This window comes from Ktedonobacter racemifer DSM 44963 (assembly GCF_000178855.1).
Classification (GTDB): Bacteria; Chloroflexota; Ktedonobacteria; order Ktedonobacterales; family Ktedonobacteraceae; genus Ktedonobacter; species Ktedonobacter racemifer.
In genome coordinates this window covers 2,803,343-2,820,911 of sequence record NZ_ADVG01000002.1, presented here as the reverse complement: position 1 = coordinate 2,820,911, position 17,569 = coordinate 2,803,343, and the positions used below count along the sequence as shown (strand labels likewise).

Sequence of the window (17,569 nt, the reverse complement as noted above, 5' to 3'; positions counted from 1 at the left end):
ACGCTATCGTAATACACTTAAGAGATAACGACATATACACTGAATGTGCCCTCCATATATCCTATTACCGGGTGCTGAGTATCCTATAAATAGGAGCAAGATGGACAAGACTCCTGGCAAGAGGATACAATTCCATAGCGTGCGGCAGAAATTTACCGAAGTATTGTAATGTGTTCCAACGGGCGTCATTATGCAAAGCCATAAAGCTAAAGCATTAGGAGAGGATAACATGCAAGCACAGACATCGCTTTCCACGTATGTACGGCAAGAACTGCTCCCAGACCTGGACGATTACATTGGGAAGATGCTTACAGATTGGCATATCCCAGGGCTTGCGCTGGCCATTGTCAAAGATGATGAAACCATCTTCGCGAAAGGCTATGGTATCCGCAAAGCAGGCGAGCATAAAGCAATCAGCGAACATACTATTTTTGGCATCTCATCGGTCACGAAAACCTTCACCGCGGCAGCCATTGGGCTGCTCGTCGATGAAGAGAAGCTTCAGTGGGATGATCCTGTGATCAAGTATCTGCCAGATTTCCAGCTCTATGATCCCTATGTGACACAAGAGCTGACCATACGCGACCTGCTCTGCGCGAGGAGCGGCCTGGACGGCGGCGACCTGATGCGGGAAGGGGGCGACTTTGATCGCAACGAGGTTATTTATCGCCTGCGCTATCTCAAACCCAGCTACAGCTTTCGCACGCGCCAGGGCGCCTTTACCTTTATGTTCACCATCGCAGGCCAGGTTGTCGCCGCCGTCACCGGGCGCCCCTGGGATACATTTATAAAAGAGCGCTTCTTCAAACCACTTGGCATGAGCGCCAGTGGAACCACTCGCGCCTCGGCGCTGCACACACGCAACGTCGCGATCCCTCATATAGAGAACAATAACGCCCCTGATCCCTACATCTATAGCATTCCGGATAACGTAGGACCTGGTGGCGGCATCACCTCGAATGTGCTTGACCTGGCACAGTGGGTACGCCTACAACTGGGAAAAGGCACCTTTAAGCAGAAGAAGATTTTAAGCTTAGAGGTCATCAATGAGCTACACACTCCCCAGATCGTCCACCAATCACCTTTGATGCTGCTAGATCATCCCGGCTCGAACTTTGTCTGCTATGGCCTGGGCTGGTTCCTCGCGGATTACAGCGGGCAAAAAGTTATCGATCACAATGGGACAATGCCAGGAATGGAGGCGCTCGTCGCCATGCTGCCAGAGAAGCAGCTCGGCATCGTCGCCCTCGCCAATGGTTTTCAGTCCAGGTGGCCCCTGATCGCGCTTAAGCAGAAGGTCTTTGATAGTTTCCTTGAGCTACCTGAGCGTGATTGGAGCGAAGAGTTCCTTCAGATGAAGAGACAGCAGGAGAAGCAGGTCAAGGAGTGGATGAACCTGGAGCGCAAGGATCGTATTAGCCAGCAAATCATTAATACCCGCCCCTCACTAGATCCAGCGGGTTACGCAGGCGAATACGAGGATGCCTTCTATGGTCGAGCCTTCATCAATAAAGAGGGCAGTAAGCTCACCTTCCGCTTTGGCTCCAAGTACGCGGACCTGGAGCACTGGCACTACGATACATTTAAAGCCCAGTGGCGCAAACCCCTGGTTGGCGAGGATCTCATCACCTTTGTTCTGGACGCCGAAGGCAAGGTAGAAGAGATGCGCGTCGCCAACTTTGCTAACTTCTGCCGCGTCAAATAAAGAGCGCCTATTTCTGCTGCTCGCCAGGCTCCAGCACACCTGCCAGCAGCAGGGCCTGCTCATGCGAAATGATATTGTACTTTAGCTTCAACGCAAGAATGCGTGTGACGGAAGCATCGATCTGCTGCGTAGGAATCGTCCCGCTATGGACAGCCTGGGCCAGCCCTTCAAGCATGGTCGCGGTCTCAGTAAGTCCACGCGGACCCAGCAGAAGATCCGTGCCCGCTTTGACAGCCAGGACCGCCGCGTGCGATAGATCATACGTGTTACTTACACCACCCATCCAGAGGGTATCACTAATAATCACGCCCTGGAAATTCAACTGTTTACGCAAAAGGTTGGTCACGACGTTTGGCGAAAGTGATGTAGGCAATTGTGGGTCCAGCTGAGGATTGAGAATATGAGTCACCATGACCATTGGTACCACACCCTCGCCGATCATCGTGCGATAGGGAACAAGGTCTACCTGGTTGAGGATCTCCAGGCTGCGATCCATATATGGCAGCGAGCGATGGGGGTCCAGGCTAGCGCTACCCAGACCCGGAAAATGCTTCAGGCATCCCACCACACCGCCTTCATTCAAACCTTTAAGGTAGGCACGCCCCATATTTGTGACCAGCGTCGCACTAGAGCCAAAGGTGCGCTGGGGTAAACCGGGATTATTAGGATTTGTCAGCACATCCACCGTAGGCATAAAATTCACGTTGAGGCCTAACCCGCTTAAATCCCTGGCGGCACTACTCCCTGCCTGATAGGCCTTTTGGGGATCACCGCTGGCCCCAATAGTAGCTTCTGATGGGCGCTCACCCGTAATACGTCGCAACTCATTAACGACACCGCCTTCATAGTCGGTCGTAATAAAAAGAGGAAAAGGTGCCGCCTGCTGCATAGCCTTATTCAAAGCCGTGAGCTGCTCACGTGTCTGCGCATTGCCATTTTTATTCTCGATCAATACACCGCTGACATCATATTTCTGTAGCATCTGGCGCAAAGCATCATCAAGCGTCGAGCCATTAAACTCCACAATTACCATCTGGCCCAGCTTCTGCTCCAGGCTCATATGCTGCACCATACGTTGAATCAGCATAGCATCGTCAAGCACAATCGGCGTAGGAACCGGGCCAACAGAGCCTTGAGGTGTGGCCGTTGTCTGAGGAGCCATAGAAGCCTGCTGAGCGCAGGCATTCAGTAGTAAACATAGACACAAAAGCCAGGTAATTGCTAAGGAAAACTTCCTTAGCAAACGCTTCCTCTGTCGATGAGGTTCATTCATAGTAATACTCCGCCAAATAATAGATCGAAAATTGCAGCTCTACCTACTACTAACGAAGCAACAAAGCAAATGGATAGTTGTAAGGTGGAGTGGTTGCGGGCTGGCAGAGCCAGCCCGCAACCACTCCACCTTACAACTTATCAAGAGGCGAGCTTGTGAGCCGGGATCGCTTGACAACGCAAAATGAAAGTCTGATACTGTCCACAAGAAGTACTTTATAGAGGAGCGAAAAGAAAATATATGTTTGATACCAGTAAGGTTGGTCAGAGCTTTCCTCCTTTCCACATCGAGGTAGAGCGCTGCAAGATCCAGGAGCTTGCGCTCGCCATAGGCGATGAGAACCCTATCTATACCAGCCGCGAGGCTGCACAGGCCGCTGGCTACCGCGATATACCACTTTTTCCTACCGCCCCCACCATCTTTAATTTCTGGGGCAACACCCAACTCAATGAGCAATTGAGATCTACTGGACTAGAAATCGAACGCATTCTTCATGGAGAAGAAGAATACGAATATTTAGCCCCCATCTATCCTGGCGATAAGCTGACGGGCACCACAACGATTGCCAGTGGAAAGTCGCGCCGTGGCAAGGATGGCTCTGGCATGGACATCGTCACCCTGGAAACGCGCTATAGCAACCAGGATCAGCAGGAGGTTCTAGTTGCCCGCACGATGGTAATCGTACGCATACAAGCCAGTTAAGATCATAAAAGAGCAAAGGAGAAGCCAGCCATGGTCACAGATACACAGCCAGCAGCCAGGCGCTATTTTGAAGATGTCCAGGTTGGGGACGAGATTCCCACCCTCACCAAAGACTCCATGACCCTGCAACGCCTGGTGCGCTACGCGGGAGCCTCGGGAGACTTCAATCCACTCCACACCGACCCGGCGGTAGGCGAAGCGGTTGGGACAGGTGGTATTATCGCCCATGGTATGCTCATTATGGGCTTTGTGGGACAGATGCTAAGCGACTACGTGGGGCCAATCGCGCTTCGCAAGTTTAACGTCCGTTTTAAAGGCATGACCCATCTCGGCGACACCATCACCTGTAGCGGCACCGTCACCGAGAAAAATGAAGTTAATGGCGAGGCTATCATTGCGGGTAAGGTCCAGGCAGCCGACCAGAATGGTGATATCAAAGTGAGCGGCACCTTTAGTGCGACCCTCCCCAAAAAGGCGAGCGCTAAACTATAGCTTCTACATGATGGTCACATACCTTCAAGAAAAAAGAGGTGGAGAGGCAATGTCTTAGGCATTGCCTCTCCACCTCTTTTTTCAGCTCAGCGTTGCAAGGGCTGAAAATAAACTTTCGCTAAAAAGTGGAATGGCTCAAAACAGACCCGAAAAAAACAGCATATCTTTTATATCGATTATAAATCTGCAATATCATCGCACAACGAATTTAACCCCACACATTGGCTTTCTCACAACGGAAATCGTTTATCATCGAGAAAAGAGGGTTTTGAGATTAGCTATAAAAAGCCTTGACAAGCCCTTTTTCATATGGCATACTTACCCTCGCTCCAACGACAGCACACGAAATTGTTGAGCCGATCACGCCACGTTCACATATCTGCCACTGACAGGCCAGGGAACAGCGAGAACGAAAAACGAATTTCGAAAAAGCCTTGCAAAAGGGGTTGACAAACCCCAGGCGGTGTGCGATACTACCGGAGCAGTCGACGAGCGAACAAAAACAGCGACAACGCTGCAAGAGTTCGAAACGCCCGACACATAAGAGGCAAGCCCACGAGGCCTGCCGGGTTGCGGTTCAACAGGAAAAAGAAGAACGAACCAGAGCACCCTGAACAACTGAAGAGTGGAATGCAGAAGTACAACGGAACTTCGTTGATTGGGAATCTTTCAATCGCGGAGAACACCGTTCCTGTCAATTCTGCGAACAAGCAATTTGAAGTAACGACAACGTGCTTCTAGCCTGGACGCAAACTTACAATGCTTACTACATCGCTGTGTAGCAGTGGTGTGGAAGATACATTCACATTTGAATGGCGAGTTTGATCCTGGCTCAGGATAAACGCTGGCGGCGTGCCTAACACATGCAAGTCGAACGCCCTCTCGCAAGAGAGGGAGTGGCGGACGGGTGAGTAACACATGGGTACCTGCCCCGAGGTGAGGAATACCGGCGAGAAATCGCCGACAATACCGCATATGTTCCTCCGGGAACAAAGCTCGCAAGGGCGCCTTGGGATGGGCCTGTGGCCGATTAGCTTGTTGGTGAGGTAAGAGCTCACCAAGGCCACGATCGGTAGCTGGTCTGAGAGGATGGTCAGCCACACTGGGATTGAGAACGGCCCAGACTCCTACGGGGGGCAGCAGTGAGGAATTTTCGTCAATGGGGGCAACCCTGAACGAGCAACGCCGCGTGCAGGAGGACGCTTTTCGGAGTGTAAACTGCTTTTCTGAGGGACGAGTAAGGACGGTACCTCAGGAATAAGCCCCGGCTAACTACGTGCCAGCAGCCGCGGTAATACGTAGGGGGCAAGCGTTGTCCGGAGTTATTGGGCGTAAAGCGCACGCAGGCGGTTTCGTACGTCCGGAGTGACAGTTCCCGGCTCAACTGGGAAAGGTCTTCGGAAACGGCGAGACTTGAGGGCTTCAGAGGGACACGGAATTCCGGGTGGAGTGGTGAAATGCGTAGAGATCCGGAGGAACACCAATGGCGAAGGCAGTGTCCTGGGAAGCATCTGACGCTCAGGTGCGAAAGCTAGGGGAGCGAACAGGATTAGATACCCTGGTAGTCCTAGCCGTAAACGATGACCACTAGGTGTGGGAGGTATCGACCCCTTCCGTGCCGTCGCAAACGCAGTAAGTGGTCCGCCTGGGGAGTACGGTCGCAAGATTAAAACTCAAAGGAATTGACGGGGACCCGCACAAGCAGCGGAGCGTGTGGTTTAATTCGATGCAACGCGAAGAACCTTACCAAGTCTTGACATGCAGATGCACCAGCGGTAATGCGCTGTCCCTTCGGGGCGTTTGCACAGGTGCTGCATGGCTGTCGTCAGCTCGTGTCGTGAGATGTTGGGTTAAGTCCCGCAACGAGCGCAACCCCTACTGCCTATTACAACTTCTAGGCGGAACTGCCCTCACGGGAGGAAGGCGGGGATGACGTCAAGTCAGCACGGCCCTTACGACTTGGGCGACACACACGCTACAATGGCCAGTAACAAAGGGATGCCAACCCGCGAGGGGGAGCCAAGCTCAAAAACCTGGTCTCAGTTCAGATTGCAGGCTGAAACTCGCCTGCATGAAGGTGGAGTTGCTAGTAACCGTAGGTCAGCACACTACGGTGAATACGTTCCCGGGTCTTGTACACACCGCCCGTCACACCACGAAAGTCGGCAACACCTGAAGCCGCCAGGCTAACTCTTCGGAGAGGCAGGCGTCGAGGGTGGGGTTGGTGATTGGGGTGAAGTCGTAACAAGGTAGCTGTACCGGAAGGTGCGGCTGGATCACCTCCTTTCTAGGGAGTCATCAGTGCTCACTGTAGCACTGCACTCTCAGGTCGAACAGGAACGACCTGTCCGTTGTCCCCTGCTTCCACTCTTCAGCGGTTCGGCCGCTGGTTTTGACCAGTACCGAGACCCGCATAGTACCTGAACAACCAAAGAAGTATTCCTTCAATTTTGCTGAGCGAGCACGTTGGCATGCAAGTGTTCAACCGTGACGGAAGTCATGTTCAGCTCGTGACAGTGAAGAAAGAAGACCGAGATCCCATACAACAAGGGTAACAGACCAACAAGAAGAAGCAGACAAGGCAGAACAAGCGAAACAGAGTACGAGGTGGATGCCTTGGCGCTGAAGACCGATGAAGGACGCGGAGACCGGCGAAACGTTCAGGGGGAGCTGCATCCAAGCGATGAGCCCTGAGATTCCGAATGGGGCAACCCCTCCAGAGTGATGTCTGGAGACCTATCGCTGAACACATAGGCGATATGGAGGATCGTGGGTGAACTGAAACATCTCAGTAGCCTGCGTAAGAGAAATCAACCGAGATTCCCGTAGTAGTGGCGAGCGAACCGGGAAGAGCCCAAACCATCTATTCCTCGTGAATAGGCGGGGTTGTAGGACCAACAGTAGCGATCATGTGCTTACTCGAAGGCATTGGAACGTGCCACCAGAGGGGGTGAGAGTCCCGTAGAGGACGAGGACATGAGCGTGGTTGGAATCCTGAGTACCACGAGACACGTGCAATCTTGTGGGAAGCTGGGGGGACCACCCTCCAAGGCTAAAGAACTTCAGCGACCGATAGCGAACAAGTACCGTGAGGGAAAGGTGAAAAGTACCCCGAGAGGGGGATGAAAGAGTCCCTGAAACCACGTACTCACAAGCAGTCAGAGGCCACTGTGCCGTTGCGGCACCAAGGGCTGATGGCGTGCCTTTTGTAGAATGATCCGGCGAGTGCATCGCACGTTGCAGGTTAACCAGCGTTAAAGCTGGGGAGCCAGAGGGCAACCGAGTCTCAAACAGGCGTGTATGTAGCGGCGATGCGACCCGAAACCGTGTGAGCTACCCATGAGCAGAGTGAAGCGGATGTAACAGTCCGTCGAGGCTCGAACCCACCAGTGTTGCAAAACTGGGGGATGACTTGTGGGTAGGGGTGAAATGCTAATCGAACACGGAGATAGCTGGTTCTCCCCGAAATGTATTGAGGTACAGCCACCTGAAACGACTATCCTGGAGGTAGAGCACTAGATAGGCTAGGGGCCCTGTGCGGGTTACCAACCCTACTTAAACTCCGAATGCCAGGACAGGATCCAGGTGAGTGAGACGGCGGGGGCTAAGCTTCGTCGTCAAAAGGGAAACAGCCCAGACCATCGGCTAAGGTCTCCAAATCGATGCTCAGTGTCAAAGGGGGTCAATGCGCCCAAACAGCCAGGATGTTGGCTTAGAAGCAGCCATCATTTAAAGAGTGCGTAATAGCTCACTGGTCGAGTGCAATGGCACCGACAACGTATCGAGGCTTAAGCATCGTACCGAAGCCGTGGATCTCTACCTTGTGTAGAGATGGTAGGGGAGCGTTCTCGACGCCTGAGAAGCCAGACCGTAAGGACTGGTGGAGGTAAGAGAAGTGAGAATGCCGGAATGAGTAGCGTAATGTCTGCGAGAACCAGACACACCGAATGCCTGAGGGTTCCTGGGCAACGTCAATCGTCCCAGGGTGAGTCGGGCCCTAAGCCGAGGGCGTCATGCCGTAGGCGATGGAAAGCAGGTCAGAGAATCCTGCACCGGAACGTTTCGTTATGAGCAATGGGGGGACGCGGTAGGGAAGGTGAGCCGATCGAATGGACAGGATCGGTGCCTCTGTTGAAGCGCGTGACCGAGGAAAATCCCGGACACAGTATGCGTAACACTGAGGCCGAGCGCCCGCGAGGGTGCGGAAGTCATTGGTCCCCAGGCCGTCAAGAAAAGCCTCTCGCCAGAAATTGTTCCGCCCGTACCGCAAACCGACACTGGTAGGCAGGGGGAAATCTCCCCAGGTGATCGAGCGACCCTCTGTTAAGGAACTCGGCAAATTAACCCCGTACCTTTGGAAGAAGGGGTGCCTGCGTAGCTGCCTCCCTCGGGAGGTGGTGAGAAGGTTGCAAGAAATCGGCTCAAGCGACTGTTTACCAAAAACACAGGTCTCTGCGAACGCGAAAGCGGAAGTATAGGGGCTGACTCCTGCCCAGTGCCGGAAGGTTACGAGGAGTGGTGTGCGTAGCCACGAATCTAAGCCCCGGTGAACGGCGGCCGTAACTATAACGGTCCTAAGGTAGCGAAATTCCTTGTCGGGTAAGTTCCGACCCGCACGAAAGGAGTAACGACTTGAGCGCTGTCTCGACAGAGGACTCGGCGAAATTGAAGTACCCGTGAAGATACGGGTTACCCACGACAGGACAAAAAGACCCCGTGGAGCTTTACTACAGTTTGGCCTGGAAACGAAGTATGGTGTGCGTAGCATAGGTGGGAGCCGGAGAACTCATCCTTGTGGGGGTGAGGGAGGCACTAGTGAAATACCACTCTCACCATGGTTTGTGTCTCACACGTCACCGTGATCCGGGACGTGAACAGGGCCAGATGGGTAGTTTGACTGGGGCGGTCGCCTCCCAAAGAGTAACGGAGGCGCCCAAAGGTTCCCTCAGGGTGGATGGACATCACCCTCTGTAGAGTGTAAAGGCACAAGGGAGCTTGACTGTGAGGCTGACACGCCGAGCAGGGACGAAAGTCGGGCTTAGTGATCCCACATTCCCGTGTGGAAGGAGTGTGGCTCAACGGATAAAAGCTACCCCGGGGATAACAGGCTTATCTTGCCCAAGAGTTCACATCGACGGCAAGGTTTGGCACCTCGATGTCGGCTCGTCGCATCCTGGGGCTGGAGTAGGTCCCAAGGGTTGGGCTGTTCGCCCATGAAAGCGGCACGCGAGCTGGGTTCAGAACGTCGCGAGACAGTTCGGTCTCTATCCGTCGTGGGCGTCGGAAAAGTGAGGGGAGTCATCTTCAGTACGAGAGGACCGAGATGGCTTGACCGCTAGTGCGCCAGTTGGGGGGCCTCCTCCAGAGCTGGGTAGCTACGTCAAGAAGGGATAAGCGCTGAAAGCATCTAAGCGCGAAGCCGACCCGAAGATAACTTTTCCCACTCTCTTTTGAAGAGTCAAGATCCCAGGAAGAAGACCTGGTGGATAGGCTGCGCGTGGACGCCTGGTAACAGGTGGAGCGGAGCAGTACTAATGATCGTACGGCTTGTTTCCCATGTTGTTTCTTCATGAGTGGTGTGCGTCTCCTGTTGTGTGTGAGAGCGGTCTTTGATCGGACCTGAGCACGAGCGAGAGGGCTTGGCGGCACGGGGGGCATGAGCAGGCCAGCGTGGCTCAGCAAAATTGAGGGAATACTTCTTTGGACAGGTGATACCTAATAATGGGAAAAGAAATCCTGGTGCAAGGGAATGGGCATTCACCCATTCCCTTGCACCAGGATTTCTTTTCCCATTATTTATTTTCCATGTTATATACTGCCAGAAAGAAGTCAGATCCATCTAGGAAGAGGGGGGTTTCAATGTTGAAAGAGACAGCACAACACTCACTTGAACACATCCTTCCCAAAGGGCAGGTATTTGTGGATAGGGCCACACTCATCGCCTACGAGGTCGATGCTGGCATCGATCGAGGCAGACCCGAAGGTGTAGTCTTTCCTCGCACCACAGAAGAGGTCGCCCGCGTTGTACGCTGGGCCACCCAGCACAATATTCCCCTGGTCGCTCGGGGAGCAGGAACAGGCCTCTCGGGCGGCGCGGTCGCGGATCGAGGCGGCATTATCGTCGAGTTCGCGCATATGAATCATATTTTGGAGATAGAGACTCTGGGGAGGAGTGCTATCGTCGAGCCAGCCCTCATCAATCTCCGCCTGGATGAACAGGCCAGGGCACACGGCCTCTATTTTCCTCCAGATCCATCCAGTCAGCGCGCCTCTACCATGGGCGGCAACGTCGCGGAAAACTCCGGCGGCCCCCACTGCTTTAAATATGGCGTGACCACCAACTATGTGACAGGCCTCAAGGCAGTCCTGGCCGATGGCAGTATCATCCACGCCGGAGGGAGCGCCTTTGATTATCCTGGATATGACTTCTGCGGCTTACTAACCGGCAGCGAAGGCATGCTGGGCATGATCACCGAGATTACGGTGCGCCTGCAACGCAACCCGCCAGGTGTCAGAACCATGCTCGTCGTCTTCGACTCGGTCGAGCAGGCAGGCGTCGCGGTCTCCGCCATTATTGCCGCTGGCCTGGTTCCAGCCACCATGGAGATGATGGATAAGAAGATCACACACATCATCGAGCCCTTCGCCAAAGCAGGCCTTCCCCTGGATGCTGGAGCCATCCTCATCATTGAAGTCGATGGATATACCGAAAGTCTAGGGACGCAGATACATGAAATCGAGCAAATCTTGCTTGCCAACGGTGGCAAGAATATCCGCATCGCCAATAGCGAAGATGAGCGTGCTCGTATCTGGCTAGCCCGCAAGAGTGCCGCAGGCGCGGTCACACGCCTGAGCCCTTCATATTACACTGTCGACGTTACAGTTCCTCGCAGCCACCTGGCGGAGACGCTGAGCGAGGTTAACCAGATTATTGAGCGCTATAACCTGCGCGCAGGACACCTGCTTCACGCCGGTGATGGCAACCTGCACCCCATGATCCTGATACCCGAGCCGGGCAATGCTGAGCTAATGCACCGGGTACATATGGCTGGCCGCGATATGGTCCAGTGCTGTGTTGAAAAGGGGGGTAGCCTGAGCGGTGAACACGGCATCGGGATTGAGAAACGCGAGTTTATGACGCTCATGCACAAGCCTCATGAACTGATGGCCATGTGGGACATCAAGCAAGCATTTGATCCAAAGAACATTCTCAATCCAGGCAAACTCTTTCCCGCGCCAGAGCCTGGCTCACAGGCTCCCTTCAAGGGCTATACCCTCGACTATCAAGATGCCACCACAAACAGAGAAATGCCTGAGCACATCTTCACGCCTGAAAACGCCGAGGATGCTGCGCAGGGACTCCTCGCGCTCGCTGAAGGCCGCCAGCAGGCTTATATCAACCATAAGCGCCTCCAGCAACCCGGAGTGCAGATCAGCACAGCGAATATGCGCGGCATCAAGGAATATGCCCGTGACGACATGTATATTACCGTGGGTGCTGGCACAACGCTCCGTGAAATTCAGAACTTCCTGGGCGAGGAGAAGAAACAACTGCCAATCACGTCTCCCTGGCCAGATGCCACCATTGGCGGCATCATCGCGAGCAACATCAATGCCCCTCTGCGCATGCGCTACGGCTCCATACGCGATCTCGTGCTCTATGCGACAGTAGCACTGTCAGATGGGCGTATCATTCGGACAGGTCGCCCCATCGTTAAAAATGTCGCGGGCTACGACATCACCAGGCTCTTTGTCGGCTCCTATGGCACCCTGGGGCTGATGAGCGATATCACACTCAAGGTTTCGAGCCTTCCACGCCAGCAGCAAACGCTTGTCATACCAGTAGATAATCTACAACAGGGTCTGAACTGGGCCAGGACAGCGCTTGCCTATCCCCTCGTCGGTTCCGGTATTGTTCTCTACCGTGGTAATCAGGGTCCGCGTATACAGGGTTCACCGTATACCCTGGTCTATAGCGCCGAGGGACTGCGCGAAGATGTCGAGACCGAACTCCAACAAGTGCATGAGGCCCTGCGCGAAGCAGGCGCACCTGAAGCGCAGATTGTTGAGAACTGGAGCGCCACCAATGCCTGGGAGCAATTCCTCCGACGCGAGGGAACACATGTGCGTGTCGGTGTTTCCCCCAGGAAAGCCTTCTCCTATATTCGGCAACAGCAAGCAGTACTGGAGCGCGACAATTACATGGTCGACTTCAACAGCGGACATATCTATACAGCCTCACAGGAGGAGAGCGTACCCTGCACCCAGGCATGGCTAGAGGAGTTACGCACACCTGCCCTCCAGCAGGACGGCTACGCCCTCGTCGCCGCTCTCCCGGACGCGCTTAACGGTCACATCGAACGCTGGGGCTACCAGCCCGACGGACTCAAAGTCATGCAGGCCCTCAAGCAGCGCTGGGACCCACAGAGTGTTCTCACTTCAGGAATCGGCTTTTTAGAGGTTTAGAGATCCAGTAACGTTATAGTCAACGCTAAACCTACAAATTGTGGCCTGACCTAGAAACAGACTCAGCAGGATTAAAGTACGCCAGGCGCGGGCAGATATAAAACTGCTCATGCCTGGCGCAGTGCATCTTCTCCATTCATCCCTCACATTACCGCTTTAGCCATTTTGGTTAGTGTTAACCGCTTCGTCTCCTCTATAGCCAGAATAGTAGACCAATGGTACCACAGCTTCGACACCGCCTCTTAATTCGCTTATGCTAGGCTCATAAACAAAAGTGATAAGCCAGAGAATCAGGAGGTGGTTGGAAATGTTTAAGGAGCAAGAGATGTACACACAAGAGGCCTCCAGAAGCGGCGTCGCCAGCGGAACAATTTTTCTGATAGAGGACCAGCTTGTCCTGGGTATGATCATGAAACGCATCATCACCGAGCATACTCCCTACCAGGTGCTTCACCTCAGCGAGGGAAGCCATATCTTGCAGATGCTACAGGAGCACTGGCCGCAGCTCCTGGTGCTCGACTATGATCTTCCCGGCATGAACGGCATCGAGATCTACGACCTGGTACACAGCACACCAGAATGGGCCGATCTCCCCGCCATCATGGTCAGCGCCAGCCTACCCGAGCAAGAGATCCGCCAGCGCAACATTCCAGGCCTGCGCAAGCCCTGTAGCCGTGGTGACCTGCTACAAGCTATCGAGCAAGCCCTGAACTAAAGATAACCTCGTCATGCCAGCCGCAATTCTACGCAGATATAACCCTCCACGCGGCTGGCATCACTCTCTAAATATCTCCTACAACTCGCCCTTTGTCTTAGCTCTTCAAGTTGCCTGGGTAAAAACAAGCCACAAAGCTAATCTACTCTTATTGACCTCAGCATGAGGATCTAAAGAGAAGAACCAAGCAAGCCGATGCTAGGAGGTATGAGCAAGAAAGAACCCCTTCCGAAAGATTGGCGCGAAGGCCGACGACTGCGTGGCTGGCAACTGTATCAGCAAGGCTGGAAACAGAAAGACATCGCCGATGCCTTGGGAGTCACTGAAGGCGCGGTAAGTCAATGGGTGCGTCGAGCGAAGAAAAATGGCCCTGATGGGCTGCGCCACCAACCGCCTCCAGGTCCACAACCCAAACTGGCTGAGGAACAACGCGCCCAGTTGCCAGGCCTACTGGCCAAAGGATCCGAGCAATATGGGTTTCGTGGCGAGGTCTGGACCACTGCTCGGGTGGCAGTGCTGATCAAACAGCAGTTTGGCGTCAGGTATCATCCAGCGCATTGTAGCCGTCTCCTTCGCGCGGCCAAGCACAGTGTGCAAAAACCGGCCGAACTGGCGACCCAAAGGAATGAAGAGGCCATCAAGGCATGGAAAGAAGAGCACTGGCCCTCCCTCAAAAAAAGCAGAGCAGGAAAAGCGACAGATCGTTTTTGTAGATGAGTCGGGCTTTTATCTGCTGCCGATGGCGGTGCGCACCTATGCCCCTGTGGGCAAGACGCCTGTCCTGCGTGTGCCGTTGACGTACGACCACATCTCAGCTATTGGCGCTCTGACTCCCGAGGGACGGCTTTTCATGCAGACCCAAGAACGCTCTTACAAGAGACCAGATGTGGTGGATTTTCTGCGACTCCTTTTGCGCGAGATCCCAGGCAAGTTGCTCATCATCTGGGACGGTTCCACCATCCATCGCTGCCAGGCAGTCAAAGACTTCTTGGCGGAAGAGCGCTGCTGCACGCATTCACCTGGAACGTTTGCCTGCCTATGCACCCGAGTTCAATCCTCAGGAAGGCGTCTGGAACCTGCTCAAACGCCGTGAACTCAAGAATCGCTGTTGCAAGGATCTGTCTGAGCTTGAGCATGAACTGCTGCTCGCCCGTGCAAGGCTCAGACATCGCAAGCAGGCCCTGCGTCACTGTTTTGTTCATGCCGGCTACTCTCTTTAGATTTCTATGCTGAGATCAATAATAACAGGCAGTGCAGGCTGGGCACTACCTGAGACGGCAACACACCGTCAGCTACAAAAAGCTCTTGAGAACGATATATACCACTACCTAGCAGCAGCTTCATGAACAGCAAAGAAGAGATGTGCAGATTGACCCATGCCACATCTCCTCATTGGCAAGATCAGAACTTCAACACTTTGGAAATTATGACATCTGTTTCTCTACGCCTAGCCGCAGTGGCTTGCTCCGGTACCGACCCTGTATCCTGTGTTGTCGAGTACCGAACCATATATAGAGCCTGCGGCAGCGATACAATGTCCTTTTCCATAGACCCCGACGGGGCCTGCATAGTATGAATAAGTACCCTGATCAATATCTAATGTCTGGCCCGCTGTATTGCACGATCTGCTGGGTGTCGTATTGGCGCAAGTCACGATCAGTACTCCCATCGCCTTTGGTACCCCATATGCTGAGCCCAATGCCACGGTTTTGGCACAATTCCAACCAGTTGAGCTATTATAATAGATATCGAGTTCACCGATCTTTGTGCTGCCATTCAGAATAGGATCTGACTCTATCAATGTTCCTAATGTGGAGCAATGACTGGTATTTGTATTGGGGGTAACCGTCGCCGCATGTGCAGTTCCTACACTTGAAGCGGGAAGAACCAACACTGCAATAGCGAGTAATAGGGCTACAAAACTGATAGAGGTCATCCGTTTCATTTTGAAAATCCTTTTTCCTTTTGTTTCCTTACGCTTTACGCAAGGATTCTACTGAATGGAACCCCTGCCTCAAGTAGGGGTTTGCCTACTGTGATCATCACAAAGTGATCACTACAAAGAAAGAGGGTTGGAAGGTCATTTTTGGGACAGCTTTCCTGTATCTTCTTGCGCATTTTGTTAAAAACTTGCTCTCATCTTGTGATCTTTTTCATATTTTTGTTAATCAATGGTACTGCTTAAAAGTAGAATGTCAGATTTTTTGCCTTCACTAAAGTGATATGGCAAACTATGAGCCGCTGATAATGCTTATTGGTGCATTTCCGAAAGGAGCTCTGTGGTGGATAAAAGCTCACACCACGTCACACAACGCAAACAGCAACAGAGTGGGACACCTGCAGAAGAGTCCGTTCCTCACTCTCGCCCTTTGCATGGAGCACACAAGCCACTCAACCGGGTAGAAGCACTCTGGGAGTCTTTCCCAGATGGTCTCATTGCGTGCGATCGCAACCAGAAGATTGTACGGATCAATACCGCGGCTTGCACTCTCTTTGAAGTGACTTCCGAGGCCCAATGTCAAGGAAGAGACTACCAGCAGTTTCTCACACACTACATCCGCTCTGATGAGCAGTCACCATTCGTTGCCTCAGGGCAATGGCTGATGAACCTCGTTCTTGCTGGGCGAGCAGGAGCCAGCACGCCAGAACAGACGCTTTTGCTGGATCTCCCTTCCGGGCGCAAGGTCTCAGTCACTGTTCGCTCCTTTCCCGTGGTTGATCAAGAGCGCGGTTCGGAAGAAATCATCTTTGTCTTCCAGGAGCTCACGTATTATTCTCAGGCAGTCTCCCGTCTCCAACGTGTCCACGAGTCGATGTTGGACCTGCTCACCGCAATCGCGCAGATTCCTGAGCAGATGGACCACCTCTTACCAGAAGAGACCTTCCTGCTCTCGTCTCCGGTGATCTTCGTGGCCCAGCAGGTGATGGATGTCCTTCGGCCTGTCCTGAATTGTCACTGGGTGAGTATGCTCGCGCTCGGTCATCGAACGGGCTATCTGTATTTTGTCGCGGGAAGTGGCTATACCACTGAACAAGAACAGTACTATCGGGACATCGGGGGACACTTCCATCCCTCAGAAGTGCTTGACGACGCGGCATGGGCTCGCCTGGGTGCCAACCAGGAGGTCGTGCTTGCAAAGGATCAGTTGCAAACCATTGAACATCTCGGGAAACAACTGCCTTTTCCGGCGTCTCTTTACCCCGTGTCTCCTGGCTCCGAGACGTTCCTGATCGTTCCGCTGTTTCTGGAGCAGCAGTGGGTTGGTGCACTGATGGTCATCAAAGCGAGTTCGGAAGGAGCATACACGCCAGAGGAAATCGCGCTCGTGAAAGCCGTCACCGCGCAGACCATGCTGCTCATTGAGGGTATCCACTATTTCTACGCGCAGGGAGAGAAACAGAAGAAAGCACTTGCCCAGCAGGAAGTGAGACGCCTGGCGGGCGACTTTCTGACCCTGGCCACGCATGAACTGCGCACTCCGCTGACGGGGATCATGGGCAATCTGCAATTAGCACAGTGCCGATTGGAGACTTAAAAAAAGCAGCTCGCTCCTCCATCTGCTCAGATACGCGAACCCATTGCCCATGCTCAGCGCCCCTTAGCAGCTGCCTCGCAGTGTGCCCAACTTCAGCAGCGTATCATCAATGACTTGATCGATGATGCGCGTATCCAGACCCATACGCTCACCTTGTCCTTGAAGCCTGAGGATCTGCTCACCCTGCTGAGAGAGGTGGTAGTCGGGCAGCAACACGCTACGCCAGAGCACCCCATTATGCTGGATGTTCCTTCTAAAGAGCAAGGCGTGCCCATCCTCGCCGATGCTGGACGGATCAAGCACGTTCTCAACACCTACCTGACGAATGCGCTCACCTATTCTCCCCCAGGACAGCCTGTGGTAGTGCAGTTACGAATTGAGGAAGCACTCACCCGTGTCGCAGTTCATAACGAGGGATCGGGCATTGCGAGAGAAGAGCTTGAGCATATCTGGGAGCGCTTCTATCGCGCCAAAGGGAGTGCCGTCCAACATGAACTGGATCTGAGCTTCGGATTGGCCCTTTATTTGTGCCAGGTGTTCATTGAACGGCATGAGGGGAGCGTTGGGGTACAGAGTGCTCCTGGCGAAGGCGCCACGTTCTGGTTTACTGTGCCCATCACACCATCTCTAGGAAAATGAGACACGTTCCCTTGCCATCTGGCTCAATCTTTGTGAACACC

At 53.5% G+C, this 17,569-nt stretch carries 10 protein-coding genes, 2 rRNA genes and 1 pseudogene; 11 read left to right on the top strand and 2 right to left on the bottom strand.

The window, feature by feature from the left end; genetic code table 11:
- Nucleotides 1-229 precede the first annotated feature (229 nt).
- Nucleotides 230-1,705, top strand: coding sequence for a serine hydrolase (locus KRAC_RS28520; RefSeq protein WP_007913285.1), 1,476 nt, complete (start codon nucleotides 230-232; stop codon nucleotides 1,703-1,705).
- 7 nt (nucleotides 1,706-1,712) lie between these two features.
- On the opposite strand, the gene KRAC_RS28515 is transcribed toward KRAC_RS28520, so the two are convergent.
- Nucleotides 1,713-2,867 carry a glycoside hydrolase family 3 N-terminal domain-containing protein gene (locus KRAC_RS28515; protein WP_052568637.1) on the bottom strand — a complete coding sequence of 385 codons (1,155 nt, stop codon included), beginning with the start codon at nucleotides 2,865-2,867 and terminating at the stop codon, nucleotides 1,713-1,715.
- A 351-nt stretch (nucleotides 2,868-3,218) separates the two neighbouring features.
- Here KRAC_RS28515 and KRAC_RS28510 point away from each other — a divergent pair, with 351 nt between their 5' ends.
- From KRAC_RS28510 to KRAC_RS76315, 9 genes are all read left to right on the top strand, one after another.
- The gene (locus tag KRAC_RS28510; RefSeq protein WP_007913281.1) at nucleotides 3,219-3,680 is read left to right on the top strand and encodes an FAS1-like dehydratase domain-containing protein; all 462 of its coding nucleotides are present in this window, start codon (nucleotides 3,219-3,221) and stop codon (nucleotides 3,678-3,680) included.
- 30 nt (nucleotides 3,681-3,710) lie between these two features.
- A complete protein-coding gene (locus KRAC_RS28505) occupies nucleotides 3,711-4,172 on the top strand; it encodes a MaoC/PaaZ C-terminal domain-containing protein (protein ID WP_007913279.1) in 462 nt (153 codons plus the stop codon).
- An 809-nt stretch (nucleotides 4,173-4,981) separates the two neighbouring features.
- Nucleotides 4,982-6,459: ribosomal RNA gene (locus tag KRAC_RS28500) — 16S ribosomal RNA — on the top strand.
- Between the two features lie 297 nt (nucleotides 6,460-6,756).
- Nucleotides 6,757-9,727 (top strand): 23S ribosomal RNA (locus tag KRAC_RS28495).
- The 16S and 23S rRNA genes sit together here, the layout of an rRNA operon.
- A 304-nt stretch (nucleotides 9,728-10,031) precedes the next feature.
- Complete coding sequence (locus KRAC_RS62685) at nucleotides 10,032-12,638, top strand: FAD-binding oxidoreductase (protein ID WP_007913277.1); 2,607 nt, start codon at nucleotides 10,032-10,034, stop codon at nucleotides 12,636-12,638.
- A gap of 307 nt (nucleotides 12,639-12,945) precedes the next feature.
- Nucleotides 12,946-13,353, top strand: a complete 408-nt coding sequence (locus KRAC_RS28485; RefSeq protein WP_007913275.1) for a response regulator — start codon at nucleotides 12,946-12,948, stop codon at nucleotides 13,351-13,353.
- Nucleotides 13,354-13,560: 207 nt separating this feature from the next.
- A complete protein-coding gene (locus KRAC_RS76325; RefSeq protein ID WP_040444263.1) occupies nucleotides 13,561-14,070 on the top strand; it encodes an IS630 family transposase in 510 nt (169 codons plus the stop codon).
- Nucleotides 13,979-14,446: a transposase gene (locus KRAC_RS76320; RefSeq protein WP_338010125.1), complete on the top strand. Its 468-nt coding sequence runs from the start codon at nucleotides 13,979-13,981 to the stop codon at nucleotides 14,444-14,446. The genes KRAC_RS76325 and KRAC_RS76320 overlap by 92 nt, the downstream gene beginning before the upstream one ends.
- On the top strand, nucleotides 14,382-14,573 hold the full coding sequence (locus tag KRAC_RS76315; RefSeq protein WP_244422265.1) for a hypothetical protein: 192 nt from the start codon (nucleotides 14,382-14,384) through the stop codon (nucleotides 14,571-14,573). The genes KRAC_RS76320 and KRAC_RS76315 overlap by 65 nt, the downstream gene beginning before the upstream one ends.
- Nucleotides 14,574-14,800: 227 nt before the next feature.
- On the opposite strand, the gene KRAC_RS71730 is transcribed toward KRAC_RS76315, so the two are convergent.
- A complete protein-coding gene (locus KRAC_RS71730) occupies nucleotides 14,801-15,298 on the bottom strand; it encodes a hypothetical protein (protein WP_007913272.1) in 498 nt (165 codons plus the stop codon).
- Between the two features lie 337 nt (nucleotides 15,299-15,635).
- Between KRAC_RS71730 and KRAC_RS28470 the strand changes: the two are divergent.
- Nucleotides 15,636-17,528 (top strand): annotated as a pseudogene (locus KRAC_RS28470) (sensor histidine kinase).
- The last annotated feature ends 41 nt before the right edge of the window (nucleotides 17,529-17,569 follow it).

Coding starts and splice junctions, on each gene's coding strand:
- KRAC_RS76325 (WP_040444263.1), top strand. CDS start 13,561: ATGAGCAAGAAAGAACCCCTTCCGAAAGATTGGCGCGAAGGCCGACGA.
- KRAC_RS28505 (WP_007913279.1), top strand. CDS start 3,711: ATGGTCACAGATACACAGCCAGCAGCCAGGCGCTATTTTGAAGATGTC.
- KRAC_RS28510 (WP_007913281.1), top strand. CDS start 3,219: ATGTTTGATACCAGTAAGGTTGGTCAGAGCTTTCCTCCTTTCCACATC.
- KRAC_RS28520 (WP_007913285.1), top strand. CDS start 230: ATGCAAGCACAGACATCGCTTTCCACGTATGTACGGCAAGAACTGCTC.
- KRAC_RS76320 (WP_338010125.1), top strand. CDS start 13,979: ATGAAGAGGCCATCAAGGCATGGAAAGAAGAGCACTGGCCCTCCCTCA.
- KRAC_RS71730 (WP_007913272.1), bottom strand. CDS start 15,298: ATGAAACGGATGACCTCTATCAGTTTTGTAGCCCTATTACTCGCTATT.
- KRAC_RS62685 (WP_007913277.1), top strand. CDS start 10,032: ATGTTGAAAGAGACAGCACAACACTCACTTGAACACATCCTTCCCAAA.
- KRAC_RS28485 (WP_007913275.1), top strand. CDS start 12,946: ATGTTTAAGGAGCAAGAGATGTACACACAAGAGGCCTCCAGAAGCGGC.
- KRAC_RS28515 (WP_052568637.1), bottom strand. CDS start 2,867: ATGGCTCCTCAGACAACGGCCACACCTCAAGGCTCTGTTGGCCCGGTT.